13 protein-coding genes are annotated in these 17,010 nt (G+C 69.4%); 12 read left to right on the top strand and 1 reads right to left on the bottom strand.

Annotated elements, in window-relative coordinates; translation table 11 throughout:
• Positions 1–13 precede the first annotated feature (13 nt).
• Positions 14–820: a S8/S53 family peptidase gene (locus Q6348_RS00815; protein WP_304599444.1), complete on the bottom strand. Its 807-nt coding sequence runs from the start codon at positions 818–820 to the stop codon at positions 14–16.
• A gap of 361 nt (positions 821–1,181) precedes the next feature.
• Here Q6348_RS00815 and rplJ point away from each other — a divergent pair, with 361 nt between their 5' ends.
• The 12 genes from rplJ to rplW all read left to right on the top strand — a co-directional run bounded on the left by rplJ (position 1,182) and on the right by rplW (position 16,980).
• Positions 1,182–1,712, top strand: coding sequence for a 50S ribosomal protein L10 (rplJ, locus tag Q6348_RS00810; RefSeq protein ID WP_304599443.1), 531 nt, complete (start codon positions 1,182–1,184; stop codon positions 1,710–1,712).
• 67 nt (positions 1,713–1,779) lie between these two features.
• Positions 1,780–2,169, top strand: coding sequence for a 50S ribosomal protein L7/L12 (gene rplL / locus Q6348_RS00805; protein WP_304599442.1), 390 nt, complete (start codon positions 1,780–1,782; stop codon positions 2,167–2,169).
• A 315-nt stretch (positions 2,170–2,484) separates the two neighbouring features.
• The gene (rpoB, locus tag Q6348_RS00800; RefSeq protein WP_304599441.1) at positions 2,485–5,982 is read left to right on the top strand and encodes a DNA-directed RNA polymerase subunit beta; all 3,498 of its coding nucleotides are present in this window, start codon (positions 2,485–2,487) and stop codon (positions 5,980–5,982) included.
• A gap of 94 nt (positions 5,983–6,076) precedes the next feature.
• Positions 6,077–9,955 carry a DNA-directed RNA polymerase subunit beta' gene (locus Q6348_RS00795; RefSeq protein WP_304599440.1) on the top strand — a complete coding sequence of 1,293 codons (3,879 nt, stop codon included), beginning with the start codon at positions 6,077–6,079 and terminating at the stop codon, positions 9,953–9,955.
• A 374-nt stretch (positions 9,956–10,329) separates the two neighbouring features.
• Positions 10,330–10,704, top strand: coding sequence for a 30S ribosomal protein S12 (gene rpsL / locus Q6348_RS00790; protein ID WP_304599439.1), 375 nt, complete (start codon positions 10,330–10,332; stop codon positions 10,702–10,704).
• Positions 10,704–11,174, top strand: a complete 471-nt coding sequence (gene rpsG, locus Q6348_RS00785) for a 30S ribosomal protein S7 (protein ID WP_304599438.1) — start codon at positions 10,704–10,706, stop codon at positions 11,172–11,174. Before rpsL ends, rpsG begins: the two co-directional genes overlap by 1 nt.
• A 34-nt stretch (positions 11,175–11,208) precedes the next feature.
• On the top strand, positions 11,209–13,311 hold the full coding sequence (fusA, locus tag Q6348_RS00780; RefSeq protein WP_304599437.1) for an elongation factor G: 2,103 nt from the start codon (positions 11,209–11,211) through the stop codon (positions 13,309–13,311).
• A gap of 113 nt (positions 13,312–13,424) precedes the next feature.
• On the top strand, positions 13,425–14,615 hold the full coding sequence (gene tuf / locus Q6348_RS00775) for an elongation factor Tu (RefSeq protein ID WP_304599436.1): 1,191 nt from the start codon (positions 13,425–13,427) through the stop codon (positions 14,613–14,615).
• Positions 14,616–15,005: 390 nt separating this feature from the next.
• Entirely contained in the window at positions 15,006–15,314 is a 309-nt protein-coding gene (gene rpsJ, locus Q6348_RS00770; RefSeq protein ID WP_012867945.1) for a 30S ribosomal protein S10, read from the top strand.
• Between the two features lie 13 nt (positions 15,315–15,327).
• Complete coding sequence (gene rplC / locus Q6348_RS00765) at positions 15,328–15,984, top strand: 50S ribosomal protein L3 (RefSeq protein ID WP_304599435.1); 657 nt, start codon at positions 15,328–15,330, stop codon at positions 15,982–15,984.
• Position 15,985: 1 nt separating this feature from the next.
• Entirely contained in the window at positions 15,986–16,681 is a 696-nt protein-coding gene (rplD, locus tag Q6348_RS00760; RefSeq protein WP_304599434.1) for a 50S ribosomal protein L4, read from the top strand.
• Positions 16,678–16,980, top strand: coding sequence for a 50S ribosomal protein L23 (gene rplW, locus Q6348_RS00755; protein ID WP_304599433.1), 303 nt, complete (start codon positions 16,678–16,680; stop codon positions 16,978–16,980). The genes rplD and rplW overlap by 4 nt, the downstream gene beginning before the upstream one ends.
• Positions 16,981–17,010: the final 30 nt, after the last annotated feature.

Below are 17,010 nucleotides of genomic sequence, written 5' to 3'. Positions count from 1 at the left end.
GGCGCTGACGAGCTCAACGCAGCAGGAGGGGCGCGGTGTCGGGCTCGGCCGCGACGGCCGTGAGGTGGGCCCCGGCGGCGAGCACGGTCGCCGCCCCCGACCCACGCAGCCTCGTCCGGGAGCGGGGCCCGGCCGCCGGGACGTCGGCCCCGGGGGCGGCGATGTCGGCGCACGCGGAGCACCCCGCGAGCAGCCGGGAACCGTCGTGGGCGGTCACCGCGACCACGCCCGTGACGGAGCCGGGGAACGTCAGGATGTCGGGGCCCAGGTCGCCCGCCGCTGCAAACACCCGCGTGCCGTGCGCCATCGCCGCGTGCAGCGTGACTGTCAGGCGGCGGCCCAGTCGCCTGCGCCCATAGGGCAGGACGATCACCTCGGCGCCCGCACCGACGCACCATCGGACGGCCCGGGCGGTCGCCGCGTCCGTGCTCGGCTCGTCCGGGTGCTCCACCGCTGCGACCAGCAGCACGGCGTCGGGCACCAGGCCACGCGCGTGCGCCACACCCTGGCCGACCAGGAGTGACGCGTACGCCGTCGCGGTGACGTCCGGCGCGAGCCCGCGGCCGCCCGGCCACACCACCACGTGCGCGCCGGCCAGGTCCGGGTGCTGCCGGTCCACCCCACCACCGACGAGCGCCACCCGCGGGGTACGAGCCCCGGCGAGGCGTGGCGGCGTCGGGGCCAGCGGGACGTCGAGCTGTGGGCGCCCCGTCCCCCCGAGCCAGGCGCGCAGGTCCACCGGCCCGGCCCTCACCGTGTCCGGCGTCTCGCCGGGGCGTTCCTCGGTGGGGCCAGGGCGGTGGTGCGACAGGGCGGTCATGACGGGGCTCCCGGTGGTCGTCTTCCGCGGCGCTACGCGGCCTTCATCCCTCCTAGAGTCAGCCGAGACCCCCGTGTGACGTGTACCGACGATCCGCCTGCGTCGCGCTGGCGGGCCCGGCGGCGGTCCGCGAGTTGTCGCGGGCCCGCACGGTCGCGTACCCTGACCGCTGCCCAAGACCGCAGGTCGTCGGCCGTCCCCGTGGCGGCAGACCGAAGTCCCGCTCCGAGCGGAGGCCCGCGCAGGTGAGAGACTCCGGTCCGGAGCCATGTGCTCCCGGATGATGCGAGCCCCGTGCCTGCGCACGGGGCTCTTCTCATGCGAGGCCTCGCCTGCGGCTCCACTCATCGGAAGGAGTGCCATGGCGAGGCCGGACAAGGCGGCCGCCGTCGCCGAGCTCGCGGACAGGTTCCGCGAGTCCAGCGCGGTCGTGCTGACCGAGTACCGCGGGCTCACCGTGTCCCAGCTCAAGGAGCTGCGCACGGCGCTGCGCGGGAACGCCACCTACGCCGTGGTGAAGAACACGCTGTCCGCGATCGCGGCCCGTGAGGCGGGCGTCGAGGGTCTCGACGTCCAGCTCAAGGGGCCGTCAGCGATCGCGTTCGTCGACGGTGACGCGGTCGCCGTCGCGAAGGGGCTGCGTGACTTCGCCAAGGCCCACCCTCAGCTCGTGGTCAAGGGGGGCGTCATGGACGGCCGCCCGATGACCGCGGACGAGATCACCACGCTCGCGGACCTCGAGTCCCGCGAGGTCCTGCTGGCCAAGGCGGCCGGCGCCATGAAGGCCAAGCTGTACCAGGCCGCCTACCTGTTCACCGCGCCGACCTCCCAGGCCGTGCGCACCATCGATGCCCTGCGCGAGAAGCGGGCCACCGAGGAGTCGGCGGCCTGAGCCGCCCCTCCATCCCACCCCACCCACCTGCTCGCGCGAGCAGGGCACAACGGAAGGACACGCCACCATGGCGAAGCTCACCACCGCCGAGCTCATCGACGCGTTCAAGGAGCTCACCCTCATCGAGCTCAACGAGTTCGTGAAGGCCTTCGAGGAGACCTTCGAGGTCACCGCGGCCGCTCCGGTCGCCGCCGCCGCCCCGGCCGCCGCCGGCGGCGCCGCCGCTGTCGAGGAGGAGGAGGAGAAGTCGGAGTTCGACGTCATCCTCGAGGCCGCCGGCGACAAGAAGATCCAGGTCATCAAGGAGGTCCGTGCGCTGACCAGCCTGGGCCTGAAGGAGGCGAAGGACCTCGTCGACGGGGCCCCGAAGCCGGTCCTGGAGGCCGTCAACAAGGAGGCCGCGGACAAGGCCAAGGCCGCCCTCGAGGGCGCCGGCGCCACGGTCACCGTCAAGTGATCACCGCCCCGGCCGGCCGCTGAGCCGGCCGGGACACGAGGCCCGCACCCCGCCCCCGGGGTGCGGGCCTCGCCGGTCGAGGGGCCCCCTGCGGCGAGGAGGCCGCGCGCGGGCGCGCATCGTAGCGCACCTACAGCGTGGCGGGCTGGACATCCTGGCGGAACTGAGTATGCTAGCGCTTTGCGCTGACCTGTGTCCGCGACCCCGTATAACCCGAGCGTCCGTCACCGTGCCTGAGCGGTGCCGAAGGCTCAGCGGCCGGGGGGTCGTGCCTGCCGGGCCATGCGCCGCACCTCGATCCGGGAAGGACCCCTCTTGGCTGCCTCGCGCACCCCTGTTGCTCCGACCGCTGACAACCGCACCGCCTCGCGCCGCATCTCCTTCGCCTCGATCCACGAGCCGCTCGAGGTCCCCGACCTCCTGGGTCTGCAGACCGAGAACTTCGACTGGCTGCTCGGCAACGAAGCCTGGCAGGCCAGGGTGGCCGCCGCCCGGGAGGCCGGCCGCACCGACGTCCCGGAGACGTCCGGCCTGGAGGAGATCTTCGAGGAGATCTCCCCGATCGAGGACTTCGGCGGCAGCATGTCCCTGTCGTTCCGCGACCACCGCTTCGAGCCCCCGAAGTACACGGTCGAGGAGTGCAAGGAGAAGGACTTCACCTACGCCGCCCCGCTGTTCGTCACCGCGGAGTTCGTCAACTACACCACCGGCGAGATCAAGAGCCAGACGGTGTTCATGGGCGAGTTCCCGCTGATGTCGGAGCGCGGCACGTTCATCATCAACGGCACGGAGCGCGTCGTCGTCTCCCAGCTGGTCCGCTCGCCCGGCGTCTATTTCGAGCGCACCGCGGACAAGACCTCCGACAAGGACGTCTTCACCGCCAAGATCATCCCGAGCCGTGGTGCGTGGCTCGAGTTCGAGATCGACAAGCGTGACGCCGTGGGCGTGCGCGTGGACCGCAAGCGCAAGCAGTCGGTCACCGTGTTCCTCAAGGCGCTCGGGCTGACCGAGTCGGAGATCCGCGAGGAGTTCGCCGACTTCCCGGCCGTGCTCGACACGCTCGAGAAGGACCACGTCCAGACCCAGGACGAGGCGCTGCTGGACATCTACCGCAAGATCCGCCCGGGTGAGCCGCCGACGGTCGAGGCCGGCCGCGCGCTGCTGGACAACTTCTACTTCAACGCCAAGCGGTACGACCTGGCCAAGGTCGGTCGCTACAAGCTGAACAAGAAGCTGGGTCAGGACGCGCCGCTCTCCGACTCCGTCCTGTCGGTGTCCGACGTCGTCGCGACGATCAAGTACCTGGCCGCCCTGCACGTCGACATGACCACCCTGCCCGGCACGCGCGGCGGCGAGCAGGTCGAGGTGCGGGTCGAGACCGACGACATCGACCACTTCGGCAACCGCCGTATCCGCGCGGTCGGCGAGCTCATCCAGAACCAGGTCCGCACGGGTCTGTCCCGGATGGAGCGCGTGGTCCGGGAGCGGATGACCACCCAGGACGTCGAGGCGATCACGCCGCAGACCCTGATCAACATCCGCCCGGTGGTGGCGAGCATCCGCGAGTTCTTCGGGACCTCGCAGCTCTCGCAGTTCATGGACCAGAACAACCCGCTCGCGGGCCTGACCCACAAGCGCCGCCTGTCGGCCCTGGGCCCCGGCGGTCTGTCGCGCGACCGTGCCGGCATGGACGTCCGTGACGTCCACCCGTCGCACTACGGCCGGATGTGCCCGATCGAGACCCCCGAGGGTCCGAACATCGGTCTGATCGGGTCGCTGGCCACCTACGGTCGGATCAACTCCTTCGGGTTCGTCGAGACGCCGTACCGCAAGGTCACCGACGGTCGCGTCACCGACGAGGTGCACTACCTCACGGCCGACGACGAGGACCGGCACGTCATCGCGCAGGCGAACGCCAAGGTGCACGACGACGGCACGTTCGTCGAGGACGCGGTGCTGGTGCGCGTCAAGGGCGGCGAGGTCGAGCTCGTGCCGCCGCACGCGGTGGACTACATGGACGTCTCGCCGCGCCAGATGGTGTCCGTCGCGACCGCGATGATCCCGTTCCTCGAGCACGACGACGCGAACCGTGCGCTCATGGGCGCGAACATGCAGCGCCAGGCCGTGCCGCTGGTGCGCTCCGAGGCGCCGCTGGTCGGCACCGGCATGGAGCGGCGTGCCGCGGTCGACGCGGGTGACGTCATCGTGGCGACCAAGCCCGGCGTGGTCTCCGAGGTCTCGGCCGATCTCATCACGGTCGCCAATGACGACGGGACCACCTCGACCTACCGCGCGCAGAAGTTCCGCCGGTCCAACCAGGGCACCTGCTACAACCAGCGGGTCCTGGTCGACGAGGGCGACCGCGTCGAGATCGGCTCGGCGCTGGCGGACGGTCCGGCCACGGACGAGGGCGAGCTGGCCCTGGGCCGCAACCTGCTCGTCGCGTTCATGTCGTGGGAGGGCTACAACTACGAGGACGCGATCATCCTGAGCCAGCGCCTGGTGCAGGACGACGTGCTCTCCTCGATCCACATCGAGGAGCACGAGGTCGACGCGCGCGACACCAAGCTCGGGCCCGAGGAGATCACGCGGGACATCCCGAACGTGTCCGAGGAGGTCCTCGCGGACCTCGACGAGCGCGGCATCGTGCGCATCGGTGCCGAGGTCTCCGCGGGCGACATCCTGGTGGGCAAGGTCACCCCCAAGGGCGAGACCGAGCTGACCCCGGAGGAGCGCCTGCTGCGCGCGATCTTCGGTGAGAAGGCCCGCGAGGTGCGCGACACGTCCCTCAAGGTCCCGCACGGCGAGGCCGGCACCGTCATCGAGGTGCGCACCTTCAACCGGGAGGACGGCGACGAGCTGCCCGCCGGGGTCAACGAGCTGGTCCGGGTCTACATCGCTCAGCGTCGCAAGATCACCGACGGCGACAAGCTCGCCGGGCGGCACGGCAACAAGGGCGTCATCTCCAAGATCCTGCCGGTCGAGGACATGCCGTTCCTGGCCGACGGCACCCCGGTCGACATCGTGCTCAACCCGCTCGGCGTGCCGGGCCGGATGAACGTGGGACAGGTCCTCGAGGTGCACCTGGGCTGGATCGCCAAGCAGGGCTGGGACGTCTCGGCGCTGCAGGAGACCGCGGACTGGCTCAAGAAGGTGCCAGCCGTCGCGTCGTCGAGCGAGCCGGGCACCCCGGTCGCCACGCCGGTCTTCGACGGCGTGCCCGAGGACGTGCTCACCGGGCTGCTCGGGGCCACCCACCCGAACCGCGACGGCGACCGGCTGGTGGACTCCACGGGCAAGGCGCGGCTGTTCGACGGTCGCTCGGGGGAGCCGTTCCCGGACCCGATCGCCATCGGCTACATGTACATCCTCAAGCTGCACCACCTGGTCGACGACAAGATCCACGCGCGCTCGACCGGCCCGTACTCGATGATCACCCAGCAGCCGCTCGGTGGTAAGGCGCAGTTCGGCGGTCAGCGGTTCGGCGAGATGGAGGTGTGGGCCCTGGAGGCGTACGGCGCCGCCTACACGCTCCAGGAGCTGCTCACCATCAAGTCCGACGACGTGCCCGGTCGCGTCAAGGTGTACGAGGCGATCGTCAAGGGCGAGAACATCCCTGACTCGGGCATCCCGGAGTCCTTCAAGGTGCTCCTCAAGGAGATGCAGTCGCTGTGCCTGAACGTCGAGGTGCTGTCCGCGGACGGTGTGTCCATCGACATGAAGGAGAACGACGACGAGGTGTACCGGGCGGCCGAGGAGCTGGGCATCGACCTGTCCCGCCGTCCGAACGCCTCGAGCATCGAGGAGATCTGAGCTCGTCGGAGCCGCTCGGCGGTTCCCTTCGCGGTCACGTGCGTGACCGCAGGACACAGACTGCGTGAACTTCACACGAAGGAAGTAGGACACCTTGCTCGACGTCAACGTCTTCGACGAGCTGCGCATCGGCCTGGCCACCGCGGAGGACATCCGCGCGTGGTCGCACGGCGAGGTCAAGAAGCCCGAGACCATCAACTACCGGACCCTGAAGCCGGAGAAGGACGGGCTGTTCTGCGAGAAGATCTTCGGTCCCACCCGGGACTGGGAGTGCTACTGCGGCAAGTACAAGCGGGTGCGCTTCAAGGGCATCATCTGCGAGCGCTGCGGCGTCGAGGTGACGCGCTCGAAGGTCCGCCGTGAGCGGATGGGCCACATCGAGCTCGCCGCCCCGGTGACCCACATCTGGTTCTTCAAGGGCGTCCCCTCGCGCCTGGGCTACCTGCTCGACCTGGCCCCGAAGGACCTGGAGAAGGTCATCTACTTCGCGGCCTACATGATCACCGAGATCGATGAGGAGGGCCGCACCGAGGACCTGCCGAACCTCCAGAACGAGATCGACCTGGAGAAGCAGGAGATCGCCAAGCGTCGCGACGCCGACATCGACGCGCGTGCCCAGGTGCTCGAGTCCGACCTGGCCGAGCTCGAGGCGGAGGGCGCCAAGGCGGACGCGCGCCGCAAGGTGCGCGACTCGGCCGAGCGCGAGATGGCGCAGATCCGCAAGCGTGCCGACGCCGAGCTGGACCGTGTCGACCAGGTGTGGGACCGCTTCAAGAACCTGAAGGTCGCCGACCTCGAGGGCGACGAGCTGCTGTACCGCCAGCTGGTGGACCGCTACGGCAACTACTTCAAGGGCTCGATGGGCGCCGCGGCGATCCAGAAGCGCCTGGAGAGCTTCGACCTGGAGGCCGAGGCCGAGTCGCTGCGCGACGTCATCCGCAACGGCCGGGGCCAGCGCAAGACCCGCGCCCTCAAGCGCCTCAAGGTGGTCAACGCCTTCCTCACCACCACCAACTCGCCCCAGGCCATGGTGCTGGACGCCGTGCCGGTCATCCCGCCGGACCTGCGTCCGATGGTCCAGCTCGACGGCGGCCGGTTCGCCACCTCGGACCTGAACGACCTGTACCGCCGCGTGATCAACCGGAACAACCGGCTCAAGCGCCTGCTGGACCTGGGCGCGCCGGAGATCATCGTCAACAACGAGAAGCGGATGCTCCAGGAGGCCGTCGACGCGCTGTTCGACAACGGTCGCCGCGGGCGCCCGGTCACCGGCCCGGGCAACCGGCCGCTGAAGTCGATCTCCGACATGCTCAAGGGCAAGCAGGGCCGGTTCCGGCAGAACCTGCTCGGCAAGCGGGTGGACTACTCGGGCCGTTCGGTCATCGTGGTGGGCCCCGAGCTCAAGCTGCACCAGTGCGGCCTGCCCAAGCAGATGGCCCTGGAGCTGTTCAAGCCGTTCGTGATGAAGCGGCTGGTGGACCTCAACCACGCGCAGAACATCAAGTCGGCCAAGCGGATGGTCGAGCGGGCCCGCCCGCAGGTGTGGGACGTGCTCGAGGAGGTCATCACCGAGCACCCGGTGCTGCTGAACCGTGCACCCACGCTGCACCGCCTCGGCATCCAGGCCTTCGAGCCGGTGCTCGTAGAGGGCAAGGCCATCCACCTGCACCCGCTGGTGTGCGGCGCGTTCAACGCGGACTTCGACGGCGACCAGATGGCGGTCCACCTGCCGCTGTCCGCCGAGGCGCAGGCCGAGGCTCGCATCCTCATGCTCTCGTCCAACAACATCCTCAAGCCGTCCGACGGCCGGCCCGTGACCATGCCCTCGCAGGACATGATCATCGGCCTGTTCCACCTCACGGCGGACCGGCCCGAGGCGACCGGCGAGGGCCGGGCGTTCGGCTCGGTGTCCGAGGCGATGATGGCGTTCGACCAGGGAACCCTGGACCTGAACGCCGAGATCACGCTGCGGATGAGCGACCTCGTGCCGGGCGAGCAGGACTTCGGCCTGCCGGAGGACTGGGCCCCGGGGGAGTCGGCGCTGGTCAAGACCACGCTGGGCCGCGCGTTGTTCAACGAGCTGCTGCCCGTGGACTACCCGTACGTCAACACGGCCGTCGACAAGAAGCGGCTGTCGGGCATCGTCAACGACCTGGCCGAGCGGTACCCCAAGGTCGAGGTCGCGGCGAGCCTGGACGCGCTCAAGGACGCCGGCTACCGCTGGGCCACCCGCTCGGGTGTGACCATCGCGATCTCCGACGTGCCGATCCCGCCGACCAAGCAGCAGATCCTCGAGGACTACGAGGCTCGCGCCGCAAAGATCCAGGGCCAGTTCGACAAGGGCCTGATCACGGACGACGAGCGTCGGCAGGAGCTCATCGAGATCTGGACCCAGGCCACCGACGAGGTCGCCAAGGCGATGCAGTCGAACTTCCCGGTGCGCAACACGCTGTACCGGATGGTCGGCTCGGGCGCCCGAGGCAACTGGATGCAGGTGCGGCAGATCGCCGGTATGCGTGGCCTGGTGGCCAACCCGAAGGGCGAGATCATGCCCCGCCCGATCAAGTCCAACTACCGCGAGGGCCTGTCGGTCCTGGAGTACTTCATCGCGACGCACGGCGCGCGGAAGGGTCTGGCGGACACCGCGCTGCGGACCGCCGACTCCGGGTACCTGACCCGTCGTCTGGTGGACGTGTCCCAGGACGTCATCGTCCGCGAGGAGGACTGCGGGACGGAGCGCGGCCTCGTGCTGCCGGTCGCGACCACGCTGCCCGACGGCACCCTGGTGCGTCACGAGAAGGTCGAGACGAGCGTGTACGCACGCACGCTGGCCAGCGACGTGGTCGCCGAGGACGGGACCGTGGTGGCCCGTGCCGGGGACGACGCCGGCGACCTGCTGATCGACGCGGCCATCGCCGCGGGCGTGACGGAGGTCAAGGTGCGGTCCGTGCTCACGTGCGAGTCCCGCGTCGGGACGTGCTCGCGGTGCTACGGGCGGTCGCTGGCCACCGGCAAGCTGGTCGACATCGGCGAGGCCGTGGGCATCATCGCGGCCCAGTCGATCGGCGAGCCGGGTACGCAGCTGACGATGCGGACCTTCCACACCGGTGGGGTGGCCTCGGCCGACGACATCACGCAGGGTCTGCCGCGTGTCCAGGAGCTCTTCGAGGCCCGCACCCCCAAGGGTGAGGGCACCATCGCGGAGTACTCCGGTCGGGTGGCGATCGAGGAGGACGAGCGCACCCGCCGCATCGTGCTCACCCCGGACGACGGCACCGACGAGGTGGCCTACCCGCTCACCAAGCGGTCCCGGCTGCTGATCGAGGACGGTGACCACGTCGAGGTCGGGCAGCTCCTGGTGCAGGGCGCGGTGGACCCCAAGAAGGTGCTCCGCATCCTCGGGCCGCGCGCGACCCAGAAGCACCTGGTGGACGAGGTCCAGGAGACCTACCGGTCGCAGGGTGTGGACATCCACGACAAGCACATCGAGGTCATCGTGCGGCAGATGCTGCGGCGCGTGACCGTGCTGGACTCCGGCAGCACCGACCTGCTCCCCGGCGAGCTGGCCGAGCGCGGCCGGTTCGAGGACGCCAACCGCAAGGCGGTGGCCGAGGGCGGGCAGCCGGCCTCGGGCCGCCCCGAGCTGATGGGCATCACCAAGGCGTCGCTCGCCACCGACTCGTGGCTCTCGGCCGCCTCCTTCCAGGAGACGACCCGGGTGCTGACCGAGGCGGCGATGAGCGGCCGCAGCGACGCCCTGATGGGTCTGAAGGAGAACGTCATCATCGGAAAGCTCATCCCGGCGGGGACCGGCCTGTCCCGGTACCGCAACGTCGAGGTGGAGCCCACCGAGGAGGCCAAGGCGGAGCTCTACCCGAGCTTCGGCTACGACGAGATCGACTTCCCGCCGCTCGGCATGGGCAGCGGCGAGGCGATCCCGCTCGAGGACATCGACTTCGGCGACCTGCGCTGACGTCGCGGAGGGGTCGCACCGGATCCGGTGCGGCCCCTCCGCCGTGCGCGGGCACGGACCGCGCCCGGCCCGCTTTGACGGTCCTGAGGGCACCCGGTATCTTGAGTCCCTGTGCCCGCGTCGTCGGGCCCTCGCGCGTGCATCGGCACGGCGCCACCGGATCGCCAGATCCACCGGGCGTCGGGACGGTGCCGGGTGGTCGATCCACCACCGCGCGGCCCACCGCCCCGGAATTCCGGTGGACGGCGCCGCGCTCAGGTGGCCCGACACGCCCGGGTGCGGGGGTCAGGGAGCGGGTATAGCCGACCACAGGTCCGGGAATCCTCGGACCAGGCCGGGCCACCGGTCATGACAGCCAAGAAGACGGAGACGTAGTGCCCACGATCCAGCAGCTCGTGCGCAAGGGACGGGCAACCAAGAAGGCGTCGTCCAAGACGCCGGCCCTCAAGGGCAGCCCGCAGCGGCGCGGTGTGTGCACCCGCGTCTACACCACGACCCCGAAGAAGCCGAACTCGGCGCTGCGCAAGGTGGCCCGCGTGAAGCTGTCCAGCGGGATCGAGGTCACCGCCTACATCCCCGGTGTCGGACACAACCTGCAGGAGCACTCGATCGTGCTGGTGCGCGGCGGTCGTGTGAAGGACCTGCCGGGTGTCCGCTACAAGATCATCCGCGGCGCGCTCGACACCCAGGGTGTCAAGGGCCGCCAGCAGGCTCGCAGCCGTTACGGCGCCAAGAAGGGACAGAGCTGATGCCTCGCAAGGGCCCGGCCCCGAAGCGGCCGCTCATCATCGACCCGGTGTACGGGTCGCCGCTCGTCACCCAGCTCATCAACAAGGTGCTGCTGGACGGCAAGAAGTCCGTGGCGGAGGCGACCGTGTACGGCGCCCTCGAGGGTGCGCGGGAGAAGACCGGTCAGGACCCGGTGACGATCCTCAAGCGTGCGCTGGACAACGTCCGGCCGTCCCTCGAGGTCCGCTCCCGCCGAGTCGGCGGTGCGACGTACCAGGTCCCGGTCGAGGTTCGCGCCTCCCGGCAGACCACGCTCGCGCTGCGCTGGCTGGTGGACTTCTCCCGCGCCCGTCGCGAGAAGACCATGACCGAGCGGCTCATGAACGAGATCCTCGACGCCTCCAACGGCCTGGGCGCTGCGGTCAAGCGCCGCGAGGACATGCACAAGATGGCCGAGTCGAACAAGGCGTTCGCGCACTACCGCTGGTAAGTCCGGCGGGTTGACCCAGGAAGGGCCCCACACCGTGGCACTTGACGTGCTCACCGACCTCACGAAGGTCCGCAACATCGGCATCATGGCGCACATCGATGCCGGCAAGACCACGACGACCGAGCGGATCCTGTTCTACACCGGGATCAACTACAAGATCGGCGAGGTCCACGACGGCGCTGCCACGATGGACTGGATGGAGCAGGAGCAGGAGCGCGGCATCACGATCACGTCCGCCGCGACGACGTGCTTCTGGCAGAACAACCAGATCAACATCATCGACACCCCCGGCCACGTCGACTTCACCGTCGAGGTGGAGCGCTCGCTGCGGGTGCTGGACGGTGCGGTCGCGGTGTTCGACGGCAAGGAGGGCGTGGAGCCCCAGTCGGAGACCGTGTGGCGCCAGGCGGACAAGTACAACGTCCCGCGGATCTGCTTCGTCAACAAGATGGACAAGCTCGGCGCGGACTTCTACTACACCGTCGACACCATCGTGAACCGCCTGAAGGCCACGCCGCTGGTCCTCCAGCTGCCGATCGGCGCGGAGTCCGGCTTCATCGGTGTCGTCGACCTGATCTACAACCGCGCGCTGACGTGGCGCGGTGAGGTCCAGAAGGGCGAGGACTACACGATCGAGGAGATCCCTGCGGACCTCGTCGAGAAGGTTGCCGAGTACCGGCACCAGCTCATCGAGACGGTCGCGGAGTCCGACGAGGAGCTGCTCGAGAAGTACCTCGGTGGCGAGGAGCTCACCGAGGACGAGATCAAGGCGGCGATCCGCAAGATGACGATCGCGGGCGAGATCTACCCCGTCCTGTGCGGCTCGGCGTTCAAGAACAAGGGCGTGCAGCCCATGCTCGACGCCGTGATCGACTACCTGCCCTCCCCGCTGGACGTCCCCGCCGTGCAGGGTCACAAGCCGGGTGACGAGGCCGAGCTCATGCACCGCGGCCCGTCGACCACGGAGCCGTTCTCGGCCCTGGCGTTCAAGGTCGCTGCGCACCCGTTCTTCGGCAAGCTCACCTACGTCCGGGTCTACTCCGGCAAGGTCGCCTCCGGCACCCAGGTGATCAACTCCACCAAGGGGAAGAAGGAGCGCATCGGGAAGATGTTCCAGATGCACTCCAACAAGGAGAACCCCGTGGAGGAGGCCTCGGCCGGGCACATCTACGCCTTCATCGGGCTCAAGGACACGACCACCGGCGACACGCTGTGCGACCCGAGCGCACAGGTCGTGCTGGAGTCGATGACGTTCCCCGAGCCCGTGATCGACGTGGCGATCGAGCCCAAGACCAAGGGTGACCAGGAGAAGCTCTCCGTGGCCATCCAGAAGCTCGCCGAGGAGGACCCCACGTTCCGGGTCCGGCTCGACGAGGAGACCGGCCAGACCGTCATCGGCGGCATGGGCGAGCTCCACCTGGACATCCTGGTCGACCGCATGAAGCGCGAGTTCAAGGTCGAGGCGAACGTCGGCAAGCCGCAGGTCGCGTACCGCGAGACCATCCGCCGTGCGGTCGAGAAGATCGAGTACACGCACAAGAAGCAGACCGGTGGGTCGGGCCAGTACGCGAAGGTGCAGATGACCTTCGAGCCCCTGGACTCCGCCGAGGGCGAGATGTACGAGTTCGTCAACTCCGTGACCGGTGGTCGCGTGCCGCGCGAGTACATCCCCAGCGTGGACCAGGGCGTGCAGTCGGCCATGGAGCTCGGCGTGCTCGCCGGCTTCCCGCTCGTGGGCGTCAAGGCCACCCTGCTCGACGGCCAGTCGCACGACGTCGACTCCTCGGAGATGGCGTTCAAGATCGCCGGCTCGATGGTCCTCAAGGAGGCCGTCAAGCGGGCCGACCCCGTGCTGCTGGAGCCGGTCATGGCCGTCGAGGTGCGTACGCCCGAGGAGTACATGGGCGACGTGATCGGGGACCTCAACTCCCGGCGCGGCATGATCCAGTCGATGGAGGACGCCACCGGGGTGAAGGTCATCCGGGCGCACGTGCCGCTGTCGGAGATGTTCGGGTACGTCGGCGACCTGCGGTCCAAGACCCAGGGTCGCGCGGTGTACTCCATGCAGTTCGACTCCTACGCCGAGGTTCCCCGGAACGTCGCGGAGGAGATCATCAAGAAGACCCGGGGCGAGTAGTCCCACAGGTCGATCACACCCAACCCATCAACCTGTAGCGACCGCAACGCCCCGCAGGCGTCGAAGGGCACCTGCACCGTTCGGCACAACTACCCAGTCCGAGGAGGACAACAGTGGCGAAGGCCAAGTTCGAGCGGACCAAGCCGCACGTGAACATCGGGACCATCGGTCACGTCGACCACGGCAAGACGACGTTGACCGCTGCGATCTCGAAGGTGCTGCACGACAAGTACCCGGACCTGAACCCCTTCACGCCGTTCGACGAGATCGACAAGGCGCCGGAGGAGAAGCAGCGCGGTATCACGATCAACATCGCGCACGTCGAGTACGAGACCGACAAGCGGCACTACGCGCACGTCGACGCGCCCGGTCACGCCGACTACATCAAGAACATGATCACCGGTGCGGCGCAGATGGACGGCGCGATCCTCGTGGTCGCGGCGACCGACGGCCCCATGGCCCAGACGCGTGAGCACGTGCTGCTCGCCCGCCAGGTGGGCGTGCCCTACCTGCTGGTCGCGCTGAACAAGGCCGACATGGTCGACGACGAGGAGATCCTCGAGCTCGTCGAGATGGAGGTCCGCGAGCTGCTGTCCTCGCAGGGCTTCGACGGTGACAACGCCCCCGTGATCCGGGTGTCCGGCCTCAAGGCGCTCGAGGGCGACCCGGAGTGGACCAAGTCCGTCGAGGAGCTGCTCGACGCGGTCGACAACTCCATCCCGGACCCGGTCCGCGACATGGACAAGCCGTTCCTCATGCCGATCGAGGACGTCTTCACCATCACCGGCCGCGGCACCGTGGTCACCGGCAAGGTCGACCGCGGGAAGCTTCCGATCAACTCGGAGGTCGAGATCCTCGGCATCCGCGAGCCGCAGAAGACCACGGTCACCGGCATCGAGATGTTCCACAAGTCGATGGACGAGGCGTGGGCCGGCGAGAACTGCGGGCTGCTGCTGCGCGGCATCAAGCGCGAGGAGGTGGAGCGCGGTCAGGTCGTCGCCAAGCCGGGCACCATCACCCCGCACACCAACTTCGAGGCCCAGGTCTACGTCCTGGCCAAGGACGAGGGCGGCCGGCACAACCCGTTCTACTCGAACTACCGTCCGCAGTTCTACTTCCGGACGACCGACGTCACCGGCGTCATCACGCTGCCCGAGGGCACCGAGATGGTCATGCCCGGCGACAACACCGAGATGACGGTCGAGCTCATCCAGCCGATCGCCATGGAGGAGGGCCTCGGCTTCGCCATCCGTGAGGGTGGCCGGACCGTCGGCTCGGGTCGAGTCACCAAGATCCTCAAGTGAGCCGGGCGAGGGCCCGGGCGGTGAGCCCGGGCCCTCGCTCTGCCGTCCGCCGGCGCTGACCGCTGGCGGCCGGTCCGGGACCGGCGCCCGTCCAGGACGGGTGCGGACGCGGATTGGTCAGAAGCGGTCGGTGTCTGGCACACTGTTCAGGTTGCCCGGCGCCGGGTGCGCCGCGAACTGCCCGGGAAGGATCCGGAGCAGGGCGCGGAGCGCGGCCCGGGACACAGCTTGTGGGCCATGGAGCCCCGCCTCGTGCGGGTGCACCGGCTCGCTCAGCATCCAACGACCTCGCACCGGTGGTGCGCAGCGCAGAGGTGCGTCGCCCGGAGCGACACGCCCGAGTGCGGGGGTCGGGTTCCAGCGGTACGAGAGAGAGAGTCAGACGACGCCATGGCGGGACAGAAGATCCGCATCCGGCTCAAGTCCTACGACCACGAGGTCATCGACAGCTCGGCGCGCAAGATCGTCGACACCGTGACCCGTGCCGGCGCGACGGTCGTGGGCCCGGTGCCGCTGCCGACGGAGAAGAACGTGTTCTGCGTCATCCGGTCGCCGCACAAGTACAAGGACAGCCGCGAGCACTTCGAGATGCGCACCCACAAGCGCCTCATCGACATCATCGATCCCACGCCGAAGGCCGTCGACTCGCTCATGCGTCTCGACCTGCCGGCGGACGTGAACATCGAGATCAAGCTCTGAGCGGGAGATCACGATGACCACGACTTCCACCACGCCGATCACGGCGCTGCTGGGCACGAAGCTCGGCATGACCCAGGTCTGGGACGAGGCCGGCCGGCTCGTGCCGGTCACGGTCGTCCAGGTCGGGACCAACGTCGTCACGCAGGTGCGCGACGCACAGACCGACGGCTATGCGGCCGTGCAGCTCGGCTACGGCGCGATCGACCCGCGCAAGGTCTCGCAGCCGCTCAAGGGCCACTTCGAGAAGGCCGGCGTGACGCCGCGCCGGCACCTCGTCGAGGTGCGCACCCCGGACGCCGAGCAGTACACCGCCGGCCAGGAGCTGACCGCCGAGGCGTTCAGCGCCGGTCAGGTGGTCGACGTCGTCGGCACCACCAAGGGCAAGGGCACCGCCGGTGTGATGAAGCGTCACGGCTTCTCCGGCGTCGGCGCCTCGCACGGCGCGCACCGCAACCACCGCAAGCCCGGCTCGATCGGTGGCGCGTCGACGCCGTCGCGGGTCTTCAAGGGCCTGCGGATGGCCGGCCGGATGGGCCACGTGCGCCAGACCACCCAGAACCTCACCGTGCACGCCGTCGACGCCGAGAAGGGCCTGGTGCTCGTCAAGGGCGCCGTCCCCGGCCCCAAGGGCGGGCTCGTGCTGGTGCGCACCGCTGCGAAGGGGGCGTGAGATGACCACGCTGACCGTCGACGTCACGGACGCCACGGGCAAGAAGTCCGGGACCGCCGAGCTCCCGGCCGACGTCTTCGACGTCCAGACCAACGTCCCGCTGATCCACCAGGTCGTGGTGGCCCAGCTCGCGGCGGCCCGGCAGGGTACGCACGCGACGAAGACCCGCGGCATGGTGTCCGGTGGTGGCAAGAAGCCGTACCGCCAGAAGGGCACCGGACGGGCGCGCCAGGGCTCGACCCGCGCGCCGCAGTTCGCCGGTGGTGGCACGGTGCACGGGCCGCAGCCGCGCGACTACAGCCAGCGCACGCCCAAGAAGATGAAGGCCGCTGCGCTGCGCGGGGCGCTGTCCGACCGGGCGCGCGCCGGGCGCGTGCACGTGGTCGCCGGGTTCGTGCAGGACACGCCCTCGACCAAGGACGCACTGGCGGTGCTGGACACGCTGACCCCGCGCCGCAACGTCCTCGTGGTCCTGGACCGCGCCGACGAGGCGTCGTGGAAGTCGCTGCGCAACGTCGGCCGGGTGCACCTGCTCACGGCTGACCAGCTCAACACGTACGACGTGCTGGTCAGCGACGACGTCGTGTTCACCAGCGCGGCGCTCGAGGCCTTCTTGACCCGGCCCACCGGGCGTGGTGCCAAGGCCGTGGCGACGTCCACCGAGGCCGCCGAGCTCGAGGCGGAGGAGAGCAAGTGACCGCGCTGAACAAGGACCCCCGCGACGTGCTCGTCGCGCCGGTGGTCTCCGAGAAGAGCTACGGCCTGCTCGACGAGGGGAAGTACACCTTCCTGGTCGACCCGCAGGCCAACAAGACCGAGATCAAGATCGCCGTGGAGCAGGTGTTCGGCGTGAAGGTCGCCTCGGTCAACACGATCAACCGCAAGGGCAAGGTGCGCCGCACCCGCAACGGGCTCGGCAAGCGCAAGGACACCAAGCGTGCGGTCGTCACCCTGCGCGAGGGCACCATCGACATCTTCGGCGGACCGGTCGGCTGAGGCCGGGCCTGCACAGATCAAGGACGCAAG

The sequence above is a fragment of the Actinotalea lenta genome (assembly GCF_030586465.1).
Classification (GTDB): domain Bacteria; phylum Actinomycetota; class Actinomycetes; order Actinomycetales; family Cellulomonadaceae; genus Actinotalea; species Actinotalea lenta.
This window is presented reverse-complemented; position numbering and strand designations above follow the sequence as displayed.

What these genes read in the sequence shown, in the direction of transcription:
- rplL (WP_304599442.1), top strand. Translation starts at nt 1,780, where the DNA reads ATGGCGAAGCTCACCACCGCCGAGCTCATCGACGCGTTCAAGGAGCTC.
- rpsJ (WP_012867945.1), top strand. Translation starts at nt 15,006, where the DNA reads ATGGCGGGACAGAAGATCCGCATCCGGCTCAAGTCCTACGACCACGAG.
- Q6348_RS00815 (WP_304599444.1), bottom strand. Translation starts at nt 820, where the DNA reads ATGACCGCCCTGTCGCACCACCGCCCTGGCCCCACCGAGGAACGCCCC.
- rplD (WP_304599434.1), top strand. Translation starts at nt 15,986, where the DNA reads ATGACCACGCTGACCGTCGACGTCACGGACGCCACGGGCAAGAAGTCC.
- rpsG (WP_304599438.1), top strand. Translation starts at nt 10,704, where the DNA reads ATGCCTCGCAAGGGCCCGGCCCCGAAGCGGCCGCTCATCATCGACCCG.
- rplC (WP_304599435.1), top strand. Translation starts at nt 15,328, where the DNA reads ATGACCACGACTTCCACCACGCCGATCACGGCGCTGCTGGGCACGAAG.
- rplJ (WP_304599443.1), top strand. Translation starts at nt 1,182, where the DNA reads ATGGCGAGGCCGGACAAGGCGGCCGCCGTCGCCGAGCTCGCGGACAGG.